The sequence below is a fragment of the Chromobacterium haemolyticum DSM 19808 genome (genome assembly GCF_000711885.1).
Taxonomy (GTDB): Bacteria; Pseudomonadota; Gammaproteobacteria; order Burkholderiales; family Chromobacteriaceae; genus Chromobacterium; species Chromobacterium haemolyticum.
In genome coordinates, this window is record NZ_JONK01000013.1 from 109,894 (window position 1) to 123,544 (window position 13,651).

General features: G+C 55.8%; 27 protein-coding genes. All 27 read right to left on the bottom strand.

All coding sequences use genetic code 11. The features are described from left to right. Positions 1 to 2 precede the first annotated feature (2 nt). Positions 3 to 623, bottom strand: a complete 621-nt coding sequence (gene rpsD / locus BR71_RS09800; protein WP_043594097.1) for a 30S ribosomal protein S4 — start codon at positions 621 to 623, stop codon at positions 3 to 5. A gap of 18 nt (positions 624 to 641) precedes the next feature. Further along, positions 642 to 1,037, bottom strand: coding sequence for a 30S ribosomal protein S11 (rpsK, locus tag BR71_RS09805; protein WP_008955659.1), 396 nt, complete (start codon positions 1,035 to 1,037; stop codon positions 642 to 644). A 19-nt stretch (positions 1,038 to 1,056) separates the two neighbouring features. Further along, positions 1,057 to 1,419, bottom strand: a complete 363-nt coding sequence (gene rpsM / locus BR71_RS09810) for a 30S ribosomal protein S13 (protein ID WP_019102771.1) — start codon at positions 1,417 to 1,419, stop codon at positions 1,057 to 1,059. A gap of 70 nt (positions 1,420 to 1,489) precedes the next feature. Continuing rightward, positions 1,490 to 1,603 carry a 50S ribosomal protein L36 gene (gene rpmJ, locus BR71_RS23500; protein WP_011137711.1) on the bottom strand — a complete coding sequence of 38 codons (114 nt, stop codon included), beginning with the start codon at positions 1,601 to 1,603 and terminating at the stop codon, positions 1,490 to 1,492. Positions 1,604 to 1,864: 261 nt separating this feature from the next. Beyond that, positions 1,865 to 3,184 carry a preprotein translocase subunit SecY gene (gene secY, locus BR71_RS09815; RefSeq protein ID WP_039755684.1) on the bottom strand — a complete coding sequence of 440 codons (1,320 nt, stop codon included), beginning with the start codon at positions 3,182 to 3,184 and terminating at the stop codon, positions 1,865 to 1,867. Positions 3,185 to 3,195: 11 nt separating this feature from the next. Then, positions 3,196 to 3,627 (bottom strand): 50S ribosomal protein L15, encoded by a 432-nt coding sequence (rplO, locus tag BR71_RS09820; protein WP_043636363.1) that lies wholly within the window; start codon positions 3,625 to 3,627, stop codon positions 3,196 to 3,198. Positions 3,628 to 3,630: 3 nt separating this feature from the next. After that, positions 3,631 to 3,816: a 50S ribosomal protein L30 gene (gene rpmD, locus BR71_RS09825; protein WP_011137715.1), complete on the bottom strand. Its 186-nt coding sequence runs from the start codon at positions 3,814 to 3,816 to the stop codon at positions 3,631 to 3,633. Continuing rightward, on the bottom strand, positions 3,809 to 4,327 hold the full coding sequence (gene rpsE / locus BR71_RS09830; protein ID WP_043594101.1) for a 30S ribosomal protein S5: 519 nt from the start codon (positions 4,325 to 4,327) through the stop codon (positions 3,809 to 3,811). The genes rpmD and rpsE overlap by 8 nt, the downstream gene beginning before the upstream one ends. 13 nt (positions 4,328 to 4,340) lie before the next feature. Continuing rightward, positions 4,341 to 4,694, bottom strand: a complete 354-nt coding sequence (rplR, locus tag BR71_RS09835) for a 50S ribosomal protein L18 (RefSeq protein ID WP_019104497.1) — start codon at positions 4,692 to 4,694, stop codon at positions 4,341 to 4,343. 13 nt (positions 4,695 to 4,707) lie between these two features. Next, entirely contained in the window at positions 4,708 to 5,241 is a 534-nt protein-coding gene (rplF, locus tag BR71_RS09840) for a 50S ribosomal protein L6 (protein WP_019104496.1), read from the bottom strand. A 9-nt stretch (positions 5,242 to 5,250) separates the two neighbouring features. Further along, positions 5,251 to 5,646 (bottom strand): 30S ribosomal protein S8, encoded by a 396-nt coding sequence (gene rpsH / locus BR71_RS09845; RefSeq protein ID WP_019104495.1) that lies wholly within the window; start codon positions 5,644 to 5,646, stop codon positions 5,251 to 5,253. Between the two features lie 14 nt (positions 5,647 to 5,660). Next, positions 5,661 to 5,966, bottom strand: a complete 306-nt coding sequence (gene rpsN / locus BR71_RS23505) for a 30S ribosomal protein S14 (RefSeq protein ID WP_081546296.1) — start codon at positions 5,964 to 5,966, stop codon at positions 5,661 to 5,663. A 4-nt stretch (positions 5,967 to 5,970) separates the two neighbouring features. Further along, positions 5,971 to 6,510 carry a 50S ribosomal protein L5 gene (gene rplE / locus BR71_RS09855; protein WP_019104493.1) on the bottom strand — a complete coding sequence of 180 codons (540 nt, stop codon included), beginning with the start codon at positions 6,508 to 6,510 and terminating at the stop codon, positions 5,971 to 5,973. 10 nt (positions 6,511 to 6,520) lie between these two features. Further along, positions 6,521 to 6,835, bottom strand: coding sequence for a 50S ribosomal protein L24 (rplX, locus tag BR71_RS09860; RefSeq protein ID WP_019104492.1), 315 nt, complete (start codon positions 6,833 to 6,835; stop codon positions 6,521 to 6,523). 9 nt (positions 6,836 to 6,844) lie between these two features. After that, positions 6,845 to 7,213, bottom strand: coding sequence for a 50S ribosomal protein L14 (rplN, locus tag BR71_RS09865; protein ID WP_019104491.1), 369 nt, complete (start codon positions 7,211 to 7,213; stop codon positions 6,845 to 6,847). Between the two features lie 203 nt (positions 7,214 to 7,416). Continuing rightward, positions 7,417 to 7,680, bottom strand: a complete 264-nt coding sequence (gene rpsQ, locus BR71_RS09870) for a 30S ribosomal protein S17 (protein ID WP_043594104.1) — start codon at positions 7,678 to 7,680, stop codon at positions 7,417 to 7,419. Between the two features lies 1 nt (position 7,681). Beyond that, positions 7,682 to 7,870 (bottom strand): 50S ribosomal protein L29, encoded by a 189-nt coding sequence (gene rpmC, locus BR71_RS09875; RefSeq protein WP_011137725.1) that lies wholly within the window; start codon positions 7,868 to 7,870, stop codon positions 7,682 to 7,684. Further along, on the bottom strand, positions 7,870 to 8,286 hold the full coding sequence (gene rplP / locus BR71_RS09880) for a 50S ribosomal protein L16 (protein WP_019101458.1): 417 nt from the start codon (positions 8,284 to 8,286) through the stop codon (positions 7,870 to 7,872). Before rplP ends, rpmC begins: the two co-directional genes overlap by 1 nt. Continuing rightward, positions 8,270 to 8,971, bottom strand: coding sequence for a 30S ribosomal protein S3 (gene rpsC / locus BR71_RS09885; RefSeq protein ID WP_043594108.1), 702 nt, complete (start codon positions 8,969 to 8,971; stop codon positions 8,270 to 8,272). Before rpsC ends, rplP begins: the two co-directional genes overlap by 17 nt. A gap of 10 nt (positions 8,972 to 8,981) precedes the next feature. Beyond that, complete coding sequence (gene rplV / locus BR71_RS09890) at positions 8,982 to 9,311, bottom strand: 50S ribosomal protein L22 (RefSeq protein ID WP_019099946.1); 330 nt, start codon at positions 9,309 to 9,311, stop codon at positions 8,982 to 8,984. A 9-nt stretch (positions 9,312 to 9,320) separates the two neighbouring features. Beyond that, positions 9,321 to 9,599, bottom strand: a complete 279-nt coding sequence (rpsS, locus tag BR71_RS09895; RefSeq protein ID WP_019099947.1) for a 30S ribosomal protein S19 — start codon at positions 9,597 to 9,599, stop codon at positions 9,321 to 9,323. A gap of 6 nt (positions 9,600 to 9,605) precedes the next feature. After that, positions 9,606 to 10,439: a 50S ribosomal protein L2 gene (gene rplB, locus BR71_RS09900; RefSeq protein WP_043594111.1), complete on the bottom strand. Its 834-nt coding sequence runs from the start codon at positions 10,437 to 10,439 to the stop codon at positions 9,606 to 9,608. Between the two features lie 11 nt (positions 10,440 to 10,450). Then, positions 10,451 to 10,759 carry a 50S ribosomal protein L23 gene (gene rplW / locus BR71_RS09905; RefSeq protein WP_019100830.1) on the bottom strand — a complete coding sequence of 103 codons (309 nt, stop codon included), beginning with the start codon at positions 10,757 to 10,759 and terminating at the stop codon, positions 10,451 to 10,453. Then, entirely contained in the window at positions 10,756 to 11,376 is a 621-nt protein-coding gene (rplD, locus tag BR71_RS09910) for a 50S ribosomal protein L4 (RefSeq protein ID WP_019100829.1), read from the bottom strand. The genes rplW and rplD overlap by 4 nt, the downstream gene beginning before the upstream one ends. After that, the gene (gene rplC / locus BR71_RS09915; RefSeq protein WP_043594113.1) at positions 11,376 to 12,020 is read right to left on the bottom strand and encodes a 50S ribosomal protein L3; all 645 of its coding nucleotides are present in this window, start codon (positions 12,018 to 12,020) and stop codon (positions 11,376 to 11,378) included. The genes rplD and rplC overlap by 1 nt, the downstream gene beginning before the upstream one ends. A 158-nt stretch (positions 12,021 to 12,178) precedes the next feature. Beyond that, positions 12,179 to 12,490 (bottom strand): 30S ribosomal protein S10, encoded by a 312-nt coding sequence (gene rpsJ, locus BR71_RS09920; protein WP_011137734.1) that lies wholly within the window; start codon positions 12,488 to 12,490, stop codon positions 12,179 to 12,181. 15 nt (positions 12,491 to 12,505) lie between these two features. Next, positions 12,506 to 13,651 (bottom strand): elongation factor Tu (gene tuf / locus BR71_RS09925; RefSeq protein ID WP_081862612.1); only part of this gene is annotated, 1,146 nt, incomplete at its 5' end.

The window sequence follows — 13,651 nt, forward strand, 5'->3', positions numbered from 1 at the left end:
GATTACTTGGAGTAGAATTCCACAACGAGTTGTTCGTTGATATCGCTAGACAGTTCGGAACGTTCCGGAGCGGATTTGAAAGTGCCTTCCATTTTCTTGGAGTCAACCAGAACCCAAGACGGGAAGCCACCCTGCTCGGCCAGAGCCAGACCTTCTACGATACGGGCCTGTTTCTTGGCTTTTTCACGGACGGACACTACGTCACCGGCTTTAACCTGGTAGGACGGAATGTTCACAACCTGGCCGTTCACAACGATAGCCTTGTGGCTAACCAGCTGGCGCGCTTCGGCGCGAGTGGAGCCAAAGCCCATGCGATATACAACGTTATCCAGGCGGGCCTCGAGCAGCTTCAGCAGGTTTTCACCCGTGGAGCCTTTGCGACGCACAGCTTCCGCAAAGTAATTGCGGAACTGACGCTCGAGTACACCGTAAATACGACGGATTTTCTGCTTTTCACGCAGTTGCACACCGTAGTCAGACAGGCGGCTCTTACGAGCGCCATGCTGGCCCGGAGGGCTATCCAGTTTGCACTTGGAATCCAGTGCACGACGCGCGCTCTTCAGGAAAAGGTCGGTGCCTTCACGACGAGCGAGCTTACACTTAGGGCCGATATAACGTGCCATGTTCTCACACTCTCCGAATTAGATACGACGTTTTTTGGGCGGACGGCAACCGTTGTGCGGTACCGGCGTCACGTCGGAGATGCTGGTGATCTTGAAACCCAGCGCGTTGAGTGCGCGAACAGCGGATTCACGACCCGGACCCGGGCCCTTGATACGAACTTCGAGGTTCTTCACACCGTATTCTTGGGCAACTTTACCAGCGTGCTCTGCTGCTACCTGAGCAGCAAAGGGTGTACTCTTGCGCGAGCCCTTGAAACCAGCGCCGCCAGAGGTAGCCCAAGACAATGCATTGCCTTGACGGTCGGTGATCGTGATGATGGTGTTGTTGAACGAAGCGTGCACGTGCACGATGCCTTCGCTAACAGACTTGCGCACTTTCTTGCGTACACGAACTGCTGTGTTTGCTTTAGCCATTATCTGTTGTTCCTATTAATTACTTCTTGCCGGCGATCGCCTTACGCGGCCCCTTGCGGGTGCGAGCGTTAGTGCGAGTGCGCTGACCGCGGCACGGCAGGCCACGACGATGGCGGAAGCCGCGATAGCAGCCCATGTCCATCAGACGCTTGATGCTCATGGTGACTTCGCGACGCAGATCACCTTCAACGGTGAACTTGGCGACTTCGTCACGCAGAGCTTCCATTTCAGCGTCAGTCAGATCCTTCACTTTCGTGGAAGGGTTCACGCTGGCAGCAGCACAAATCTGCTGGGCGCGAGTCTGACCGATGCCGAAAATTGCCTGCAGGCCGATAACGGCATGCGCATGATTGGGGATATTTACCCCTGCAATACGGGCCATACTCTTTCCTTAAGCCTTAAGACCTTGAAAAGTTTGCGATTGTAACACGCAAATCCAGGTCTAACAAATGTTAGCCTTGTTTTTGCTTGTGACGCGGATCCGTGCAAATCACGCGAACTACGCGATTGCGACGAATGATTTTGCAGTTGCGGCAAATCTTCTTTACCGAAGGCTGTACTCGCATGTCAGTTCCTTTCAATCCTCTAAAAGAGCAAGTGCGTTATTTCGCACGGAACACTATCCGGGACTGGCAGGACCGAGGAGAAACCCCTCGCCCCAAACCGCAGTCAGATTGGATGCGAATGCCTATGCAATCGCACCCCGTCTGAAGTGCCCGGCTACCACGTGTCCATTCACAAGCAAAACTCCGAAGCGGACTCCGGAATTTCGCACTGCATCTGGATGGTGTCTTCCTTAGCCAATAACCCAGCGCAAGCTCAAGTTGTCAGCGCGTGAGCGCGTTGCCTTTGAAGTTGGCCTTCTTAAGCAAGCTCTCGTACTGATGCGACAGCACGTAAGACTGTACCTGCGCCATGAAGTCCATGGTTACCACCACAATGATCAGCAGCGATGTGCCGCCGAAGTAGAACGGCACGTTCCACTTCAAGATCAGGAATTCCGGCAACAAGCAGACCAGTGTGATGTAGATCGCACCAATCAGCGTCAGCCGCAGAATGATCTTCTCGATATATCGGGAAGTCTGCTCACCAGGACGAATACCCGGGATGAAGGCACCGCTCTTCTTCAGGTTGTCAGCCGTTTCCTTCGGGTTGAACACCAACGCCGTGTAGAAATAGCAGAAGAAGACGATGGCCGCCGCATACAGCAGCACGTAGATCGGCTGACCGGGATGCAGTTTGTCTGCGATGCCCTTCAGCCAGCCCATATGCTCGCCCTGGCCAAACCAACCGAGAACGGTGGCCGGGAACAGGATGATGCTGGACGCGAAAATCGGCGGAATCACCCCCGCCATGTTGAGCTTGAGCGGCAAATGCGTGCTCTGGCCCTGCATGACGCGATTGCCCACTTGCCGTTTGGCGTAGTTCACCAGGACTTTGCGTTGGCCGCGCTCGGCGTACACCACCACATAAGTCACCACGATCACTCCGACAAACAACACGACGGCAAACAGGATAGGCAAAGAACCCTGACTGGTTAGAGTCAAGGTCTTGCCGATCGCAGCCGGAACGCCAGCGGCAATACCTGCGCAGATGATCAACGAAATGCCGTTGCCAATCCCGCGCTCAGTAATCTGCTCGCCCAGCCACATGAGGAACATGGTGCCGGTTACCAGCGATACGACTGTCGTCAGGTAGAACTCCCACTGCGGAGTCACCACCAGGTTAGGCTGCTTGTACAGCATCACCGCAATGCCGAAACTTTGGAAAGTCGCGAGCAAAACGGTGGCGTAACGTGTGTACTGGGTTATCTTACGACGTCCCGCATCGCCCTCCTTCTTCAGCTGCTTGAGGCTCGGAAGAACCTCGGAGGCAAGCTGAAGAATGATGGAGGCGGAGATGTACGGCATGATGCCAATGGCAAACACCGTAAACCTCGAGAGGGCGCCGCCCGAAAACATGTTGAACATGTCGAGCAGGCCCGTCTGCGATGAGTGGAACAACTTCGCTAGCTCGGCAGGGTTGATACCCGGAACCGGAATGTGAGCACCGATGCGATAAACGATCAGGGCACCAATCAGGAACCAGATTCGACGCTTGAGATCACCAAACTTATTGGCATTTGCCACTAGAGAAGTATTCGCCACAGATTATTGCCTTATTCTACGCTGCCGCCGGCAGCTTCGATGGCGGCGCGAGCGCCGGCAGTTACGCCAACGCCGCGCAGTTTTACTGCGCGCTCAATCTTGCCGGACAGCACCACCTTGGCGGAATTCGCCTGGATGGAAGCCAGACCAGCTTGCTTGAGAGAGAGCAGGTCGATTTCATCAACCGGCAGCAGGTTCAGTTCAGACAGGCGAATCTCGGCAACCTTGCCTGCGTTCAGCGACTTGAAGCCGCGTTTCGGCAGACGACGTTGCAGCGGCATTTGACCGCCTTCGAAACCAACCTTGTGGAAACCACCTGCACGGCTCTTCTGACCTTTGTGACCGCGGCCACAAGTCTTGCCCAGGCCGCTGCCGATGCCACGGCCTACACGGCGCTTGGCATGCTTGGCGCCGGCACCCGGCTGTACAGTGTTCAGCAGCATCTCTTAGCCCTCGAATTTCAACAAGTAGCTGATCTTGTTGATCATGCCACGGTTTTCAGGGGTATCGAGCACTTCAACAGTCTGGCGAATTTTCTTCAGACCCAGACCACGGGCGCAAGCCTTGTGAGACTCCAGGCGACCGATCAGGCTCTTTACCAGAGTGACCTTTACAGTCTTGGCGTTACTCATGGCTCACCCCCAGGATGTCCTCGACGCTCAGGCCACGCTTGGAGGCGATTTGCGCCGGGGTGTTGATGTTGCTCAGACCATCCAAAGTTGCACGCACCACGTTGTACGGGTTGGTGGAACCATGAATTTTTGCCGAGACGTTATGAACACCCATAGCATCAAAGATAGCGCGCATCGGGCCGCCGGCTTTCACACCGGTACCTTCTTTAGCGGGCTGGATGAATACAGTAGTAGCGCCGTGCTTGCCAACCACAGTGTGGTGGAAAGTGCCGTTTTTCAACGGAACCTTAACCATGTTGTGGCGAGCTTGTTCCATTGCCTTTTGTACGGCAACCGGAACTTCCTTGGAACGGCCCTTACCCATGCCGATTCCGCCATCGCCATCACCTACCACGGTCAAGGCGGAGAAAGCCATGATACGGCCGCCTTTAACCACTTTGGTGACGCGGTTGACGCTGATCATTTTCTCGACCAGACCGTCGCCACGATCTTCCGTTTCGTGTTTAGCCATTCTTCACTCCGAATTAGAATACGAGACCGTGTTCGCGAGCGGCGTCAGCCAGCGCTTTCATACGACCGTGGTATTTGAAACCAGAGCGGTCGAAAGCGACTTTCTCGATGCCAGCGGCTTTTGCTTTTTCAGCAATGCGCTTGCCGATCACGGCTGCAGCTGCCACGTTGCCGCCGTTTTTGAGATCAGCGCGTACGTCGGTTTCCAGCGAAGAGGCGCTGGCCAGTACTTTGCTGCCAGTCTCATCAACGATCTGGGCATAAATGTGGCTATTGGTGCGATACACAGTGAGACGCACCATCTTGAGCTCCGCGATCCGGGCACGGGTTTTACGTGCGCGGCGGAGTCGAGCTTGTTTCTTGTCCATATCAGTGCCTCAGTTACTTCTTCTTGGTTTCTTTCAGAACCACAACCTCATCAGCGTAACGAACGCCCTTGCCTTTGTACGGCTCGGGAGCGCGGTAAGCGCGGATTTCGGCAGCCACCTGGCCAACGCGCTGCTTGTCAGCGCCTTTGATCAGGATCTCGGTCTGACTCGGGGTCTCAGCTTTAACGCCTTCAGGCATTTGATGAGCCACCGGGTGGGAGAAACCCAGAGACAGGTTCAGGGTGTCGCCTTGGGCCTGGGCACGATAGCCCACGCCTACCAGCTGCAGCTTCTTCTCGAAGCCTTTGGACACGCCGGTCACCATATTGTTCAGCAGCGCGCGCAGAGTGCCGGACATGGCACGAGCGAACTTGCTGTCGTTCTTAGCGGCGAATGTCAGTTGGCCGTTGTCCAGCTTGACATCTACCTCTTCGCACAGAGCGGTGCTCAGGGAGCCCAGGGCGCCCTTCACAGTCACTTCTGCAGCGCCGAATTTCACTTCGACGCCAGCCGGGATGACTACGGGATTCTTAGCTACGCGAGACATTTGACCCCCTTAAGCCACGACGCACAGCAACTCGCCGCCGATGCCGGCCGCGCGCGCTTTGCGATCAGTCATAACGCCTTTGGAGGTGGACAGGATAGCCACGCCCAAGCCATTCATGACTTTCGGGATTTCGGTGGAGCCCTTGTACACACGCAGGCCAGGGCGGGAAACGCGGTCAATGCGCTCGATCACCGGACGGCCAGCATAGTACTTGAGCTGGATATCGAGAACAGGCTTCTTCTCTTCGCCGGCAACGGCGAAGTCTTCGATGTAGCCTTCTTCTTTCAACACCTGCGCCAGCGCAATTTTCAGCTTGGAAGACGGCATGGAAACAGCCACCTTGGAAGCCATTTGGCCGTTGCGGATGCGGGTCAACATATCGGAAATAGGATCGTGCATGCTCATTTATGTGTCTCCTATTACCAGCTGGCCTTCACAACCCCCGGAATCTCGCCCTTCAGAGCGATTTCACGGAGTTTGTTACGACCCAGACCGAATTTGCGGAATACGCCACGCGGACGACCGGTAATGGCGCAGCGACGACGCTGGCGAACCGGGGAAGCATTGCGCGGCAGCTGCTGCAGTTGCAGGCGAGCTGCAAAGCGCTCTTCTTCCGAGAGGCTTTGATTGTTGATAGTCGCGATAAGGGCTTCGCGCTTGGCAGCAAATTTTGCAGCCAGCTTGACACGCTTCTCTTCGCGCTGAATCAGTGCAAGTTTTGCCATGTGCTTAACCCTTGAACGGGAACTTGAACGCGGCCAGCAAAGCGCGGGCCTCTTCGTCAGTCTTCGCGGTGGTGGTAACAGTAATGTTCATACCACGCAGAGCATCGATCTTGTCGTACTCGATTTCCGGGAAGATGATCTGTTCTTTAACGCCCATGTTGTAGTTGCCGCGGCCGTCGAAAGACTTGGCGGAAACACCACGGAAGTCGCGAACGCGCGGCAGCGCGATCGTCACCAGGCGGTCCAGGAACTCGTACATGCGTTCGCGACGCAGAGTTACCTTGCAACCCACCGGGTAGTGATCGCGAATCTTGAAGCCTGCGATGGATTTGCGAGCGGTGGTGACAACCGGCTTCTGGCCGGCGATCTTTTCCAGGTCGCCCACGGCGAAATCCATTACCTTTTTATCGGCAACAGCTTCGCCCACACCCATGTTCACAGTGATCTTCTCAATGCGCGGGACTTGCATGATGGACTTGTAGCCGAACTGTTTCATCAGTTCAGGCACTACGGTGTCTTTGTAGAAATCGTAGAGACGTGCCATGTTTTGTTCCTTACGCGCCAATGACTTCGCCGTTGGACTTGAACACGCGTACCTTGCGGCCGTCTTCAAGAATCTTGAAGCCTACGCGGTCAGCCTTTTGGCTTGCCGGATTGAAAATGGCGACGTTCGATGCGTCAACAGGCATGGTCTTTTCAACGATGCCGCCGGCCACGCCACGCACCGGATTCGGCTTCTGGTGTTTCTTGGCGACATTCACGCCTTCAACAACCAGTTTCTCGTCCAGAACGCGCAGAACGGTGCCGCGCTTACCTTTGTCTTTGCCGGTGATTACTACGACTTCATCACCCTTGCGAATTTTGCGCATGCGATCTCCTTACAGTACTTCAGGAGCCAGCGAAACGATCTTCATGAAGCGCTCGGTACGCAGTTCACGCGTAACAGGCCCGAAGATACGAGTGCCGATAGGCTCAAGCTTGTTGTTGAGCAGGACGGCGGCGTTGCCGTCAAACTTGATCAACGAGCCATCCGGACGACGCACGCCTTTGGCAGTGCGAACCACAACCGCGTTGTAAACGTCGCCTTTTTTGACGCGTCCACGCGGTGCAGCATCCTTGATGGTCACCTTGATGATGTCGCCTACGCTTGCATAGCGACGCTTGGAACCGCCCAATACTTTTATGCACATAACGTGACGCGCACCTGTATTGTCAGCGACCTCAAGCATGGTCTGCATTTGGATCATGTGATGATTACCTTTCTAATCCAACTTTATCCGTCACTCTCACCTGCCGGTTTCTCGCATAAGAGCAAGACCAAACAGACGAAACGCCACAGAAACTGTGGCGTATCCAACGGCCAGTTTTGGACCCCGTAAGGGCGGAACTCCTACCCGATAGGGGTAGGAAGATGGCCATTATACAGGGAGCTTTCGCCCCCTGCAAGTCTTTACACCTGGCGGGATTTCTCTACCAGGGCAGTTACCACCCACGTCTTGGTCTTCGAGAGCGGACGGGACTCGCTGATAACAACGATATCGCCGGCCTTGAACTCGTTGTTCTCGTCGTGCGCGTGGAACTTCTTAGAACGACGGATAATCTTGCCGTAGATCGGGTGCTTTACTTTGCGCTCGACCAGTACGGTCACGGTTTTATCCATCTTGTCGCTGACTACGGTACCGGTCAGCGTACGTACCACTTTGGTTTCGCTCATCTTAAACTGCCTTTTCTTTCAGAACGGTGCGCACGCGAGCGATGTCGCGACGTACTTTCTTCAGTTCAGAGGTCTTGGCGAGTTGCTGAGTGGCGTGCTGCATGCGCAGAGCAAACTGGGCCTTCAAGAGGCTAAGCAGTTCCGCCTTCAGCTCGTCAACAGTTTTGGCTTTCAGTTCGGACGCTTTCATTACTGACCTACCTGTCTAGTTACAAACACAGTGGCGATCGGCAACTTGGCTGCGGCCAGACGGAAAGCTTCACGAGCGAGTTCCTCGGAAACACCATCCATTTCGTACAGCATCTTGCCAGGCTGGATTTCGGCCACGTAGTACTCCGGAGAGCCTTTACCCCCGCCCATACGAACTTCAGCAGGCTTGGAAGTAATCGGCTTGTCCGGGAAGATGCGGATCCAGATGCGGCCGCCACGCTTGATGTGACGGGTCATCGCGCGACGCGCAGCTTCGATCTGGCGCGCGGTCAGACGACCACGACCAACCGCCTTCAGACCGAAATCACCAAAGCTCACTTTGTTGCCACGAGTAGCGATACCCGTGTTGCGGCCTTTATGCTGTTTACGGTACTTGAGTCTAGTTGGCTGCAGCATTTCGAGCACCCTTTCTCGATTTCTTCTCGGTCGCTACCGGAGCCGGTTGAACTTGACCCGGCTTGAGCTCGCCCTTGTATACCCATACCTTGATGCCGATGATACCGTAGGTAGTTTTGGCTTCGGAGGTAGCGTAGTCTACGTCTGCGCGCAGGGTATGCAGCGGCACGCGGCCTTCGCGGTACCATTCGCTACGAGCGATGTCGATACCGTTCAGACGGCCGGAGCTCATGATCTTGATGCCTTGAGCGCCCATGCGCATTGCGTTTTGCATAGCGCGCTTCATGGCGCGACGGAACATCACGCGCTTCTCCAGTTGGGAAGCGATGCCGTCGGCGATGATTTGAGCATCCAGTTCCGGCTTGCGAACTTCTTCGATGTTCACATGCACGGGAACGCCCAGGCGCTTTTGCAGTTCTTGCTTGAGCAGCTCGATGTCCTCGCCTTTTTTACCGATCACAACACCCGGACGGGCGCTGTGAATGGTGATGCGGGCGGACTTAGCCGGGCGCTCGATGGTCACACGGCCAACCGAAGCGTGACCCAGACGCTTTTTCAGGAATTCGCGAACTTCGATATCCTGCTTCAGCATTTCCGGGAAGTTCTGCGAATTCGCGAACCACTTGGAAGACCAGTTTTTGTTAACGGCAAGACGGAATCCCGTCGGATGAATCTTCTGACCCATTTCTTACCCCTTAATTGCCAACGGTCAACGAGATGTGGCAGGTCTGCTTTTCGATGCGATTGCCACGACCCTTAGCACGGGCGGTGAAACGCTTCAGACTAGCGCCTTTGTCAACAAAGATGCCGGTGACACGCAGGGTGTCAATGTCGGCGCCTTCGTTGTGCTCGGCGTTAGCGATGGCAGATTCCAGCACTTTCTTGATGATTACCGCGCCCTTCTTCGGGGAGAAGGCCAAGATATTCAGAGCCTGATCAACGGACTTGCCGCGGATCAGATCGGCCACCAGGCGGCATTTTTGTGCCGACAGGCGAACGCTTTTCAGATTTGCAGATACTCTCATCGCTTCACCTTATCTCTTCTTCGCCTTCTTATCGGCCGCGTGGCCTTTGAAGGTACGAGTCAGCGAGAATTCGCCCAGTTTATGGCCGACCATGTTTTCGGAAACATAAACAGGCACATGGGTGCGACCGTTGTGCACAGCGATGGTCAGACCAATGAAATCCGGCAGGATGGTCGAACGACGAGACCAAGTCTTGATCGGACGCTTGTCGCTGGTTGCCCGCACCGCATCTACTTTTTTCAGCAGATGCAGATCAACGAACGGGCCTTTTTTCTGCGAACGTGCCATTGTCAATTACCCTTTTTTGGAATAGCGACGGCGTACGATCATATTGTCGGTACGCTTGTTGCGACGGGTACGGAAGCCCTTAGCCGGAGTGCCCCACGGGCTAACCGGCACACGGCCTTCGCCAGTACGGCCTTCACCACCACCGTGCGGGTGGTCAACCGGGTTCATGGCAACGCCACGAACGGTCGGACGGATACCGCGCCAGCGAGTAGCGCCAGCCTTGCCCAGCTTGCGCAGGGAGTGCTCTTCGTTACCCACTTCACCAACAGTCGCTCGGCAATCAACGTGCACCAGGCGAATTTCGCCCGAACGCAGACGCAGTTGAGCGTAAGCGCCTTCGCGAGCCAGCAGCATCGCGGATGCGCCAGCGGAACGAACCATCTGAGCGCCCTTGCCAGGCTGCATTTCCACGCAGTGGATAGTGGTACCCACCGGGATGTTGCGGATCGGCAGAGCGTTACCGGCCTTGATCGGAGCTTCCGCGCCGGACAACAGCTCAGCGCCGGCTTTCACACCGCGCGGGGCGATGATGTAGCGACGCTCGCCATCGGCGTAGCACAGGAGAGCAATGTGAGCGGTGCGGTTCGGATCGTATTCGATGCGTTCCACTTTCGCCGGGATGCCATCCTTGTTGCGACGGAAGTCGATGATGCGGTAGTGCTTCTTGTGGCCACCGCCACGATGACGCGTGGTGATGTGACCATTGTGGTTACGGCCACCGGTGGAAGATTTCTTTTCCAACAGGGCGGCGTGCGGAGCACCTTTGTGCAGGTCAGGGTTTACTACCTTGACAACGGCACGGCGGCCCGCGGAAGTCGGTTTTACCTTAACGATAGGCATGCTCTATCTCCTTACTCCGCTGCGGCCGGGGTAGCGGTCAGATCAATTTCTTGACCTTCCACCAGGCTAACGTAGGCCTTTTTCCAGTCACTGCGACGACCGATGGAACGGCCAAAGCGCTTAACCTTGCCTTTGACATTCACAGTGGAAACGCCTTCAACTTTTACATTGAACAGCATTTCAACCGCGGCCTTGATTTCGGGCTTGGTCGCGTCTTTGGCAACGCGGAACGCCATTTGCTGGTTCTTCTCAGCAATCATGGTGCTCTTTTCGGAAACGATGGGAGCAAGAATTACTTGCAACAGACGTTCTTGGTTCATGCCCACTGCTCCTCAAGTTGCTTCACAGCGTCGCGAGTGATCACGGTCTTCTTGAAGCGCAACAGGCTGTACGGATCAGCTTGAACCGCTTCGATAACCAGCACGTTCGGCAGGTTACGCGAAGAGAGATAGAGGTTTTCGCTCAGTTCGCCAGTGATGAACAAAGCCTGTTCCAGGCCCATCGGCTGAACGGTGCCAACGAATTCTTTGGTCTTCGGACTTTCAACGTTCAGCTCGTCAACCACGATCAGACGCTCGTCGCGGACCAGCTGCGACAGAATCGCGGCCATGCCTGCACGGAACATCTTGCGGTTAACTTTCTGAGTGAAGTTCTCGTCCGGCTTGTTCGGGAAGGCACGGCCACCACCACGACGGTTCGGGGTGGAAGTCATACCGGCACGAGCGTTACCAGTACCTTTCTGACGGAAAGGCTTTTTGGTCGAGTGCTTCACTTCAGCACGGGTCAGCTGGGCGCGGTTGCCGCTACGAGCATTCGCCAGGAATGCGGTAACAACCTGATGCACCAGGGCTTCGTTGTATTCGCGGCCGAACAAAGAGTCGGACACTTGCAGGCTGCCAACAGCCTTGCCTTGGGTATTGATTACATTCAATTCCATCACGCACCCGCCTTCACGCTAGGACGAACGACTACGTCACCGTTCTTGGCGCCAGGAACAGCGCCTTTAACCAGAATCAGTTGACGCTCGGCATCGACACGAACGATTTCCAGGCACTGCACGGTGCTCTTGACGTTACCGTATTGGCCCGCCATGCGCTTACCCGGGAAAACGCGGCCCGGATCTTGCGCCTGACCGATGGAACCCGGCGTGTTATGCGAACGCGAGTTACCATGGGAAGCACGGTTGGAAGAGAAGTTGTGACGCTTGATCACGCCGGAGAAGCCTTTACCTTTGGAGGTGCCGGTTACATCAACCAGTTGACCAACGGTGAAGATCTCAACAGCGATGGCATCGCCCGGCTTGAAGCTGGACAGATCGGAGGCGGTCAGCGGAAACTCGACCAGACCCAGACCTGCTTCAACGCCAGCCTTGGCGAAGTGGCCCGCGGCAGCCTTAACAACACGGCTGGCCTTTTTGGAGCCATAGGTAACCTGCACGGCATTGTAGCCGTCGGTTTCAGCAGTTTTGATTTGCGTGACGCGGTTAGCGGACATGTCCAGCACAGTTACCGGGATGGTTGCGCCATCTTCGGCAAAAATGCGGGTCATGCCGACTTTGCGACCGACAAGACCTAAACTCATGTTTATTTCCTTTTTCAGGCGCCGATTACGATTGACCGGCATAAAAAACACGACAGAAAAAACAAAAACGGACTCGCCAAAATGGCGAGTCCGCTAATGTATCACAGAAAATTCAAGAATCGCAAGAACTTAGCTCGCAAACCCTTGAACTTAAGCGATTACTGCAGCTTGATTTCCACATCCACACCGGCCGGCAGATCGAGCTTCATCAGAGCGTCGACGGTTTTGTCGGTCGGGTCCACGATGTCCATCAGACGCAGGTGAGTGCGGATTTCCAGCTGATCGCGGGAAGTCTTGTTCACGTGCGGGGAGCGCAGAACGTTGAAACGCTCGATTTTGGTCGGCAGCGGAACCGGGCCTTTAACAACGGCGCCGGTGCGCTTGGCGGTTTCAACGATTTCCTGAGCAGAGCGATCGATCAGGTTGTAATCGAAAGCCTTCAGGCGGATGCGGATTTTCTGGCTAGACATTAGATTCTCCGATCCTTAAGCGATGATCTTGGCAACAACGCCGGCGCCGACGGTACGGCCGCCTTCGCGGATGGCGAAACGCAGACCTTCTTCCATGGCGATCGGAGCGATCAGCTCAACGGTGATTTCCACGTTATCGCCCGGCATTACCATTTCAACGCCTTCCGACAGGGTTACTGCGCCCGTTACGTCGGTAGTGCGGAAGTAGAACTGCGGACGGTAGTTCGCGAAGAACGGGGTGTGACGGCCACCTTCGTCTTTGCTCAGCACGTACACGGAAGCGCCGAACTTGGTGTGCGGGGTGATCGAACCCGGCTTAGCCAACACCTGGCCACGCTCAACGTCTTCACGCTTGGTGCCGCGCAGCAGCACGCCAACGTTGTCGCCGGCTTGACCTTGGTCCAGCAGCTTGCGGAACATTTCCACGCCGGTGCAAGTGGTCTTCGCGGTTGCCTTCAGGCCCACGATTTCCAGTTCTTCGCCGACTTTAACAATGCCGCGCTCTACGCGACCGGTTACCACGGTGCCGCGGCCGGAGATCGAGAACACGTCCTCGATCGGCAGCAGGAACGGCTTGTCGATGGCGCGTTCCGGAGTCGGGATGTAGGAATCCAGAGCAGCAGCCAGCTTGAAGATGGCCGGTTCGCCGTATTCGGACTGGTCGCCTTCCAGCGCCAGACGAGCGGAGCCAATCACCACCGGGGTGTCGTCGCCCGGGAAGTCGTAGGAAGACAGCAAATCGCGAACTTCCATTTCAACCAGTTCCAGCAGCTCAGCGTCGTCCACCAGGTCGGCCTTGTTCAGGAACACGATGATGTACGGAACGCCAACCTGACGGGACAGCAGGATGTGTTCGCGGGTTTGCGGCATCGGACCGTCAGCGGCCGAGCACACCAGGATAGCGCCGTCCATCTGGGCAGCACCGGTAATCATGTTCTTAACGTAGTCGGCGTGACCCGGGCAGTCTACGTGAGCGTAGTGACGGGACTCGGTTTCGTATTCTACGTGAGCAGTATTAATGGTAATACCGCGAGCCTTCTCTTCCGGCGCGCTGTCGATCTGGGAGTAGTCTTTGGCTTCGCCACCGAACTTCTTCGACAGAATAGTGGTGATAGCAGCGGTCAGAGTGGTTTTACCATGGTCCACGTGACCGATGGTGCC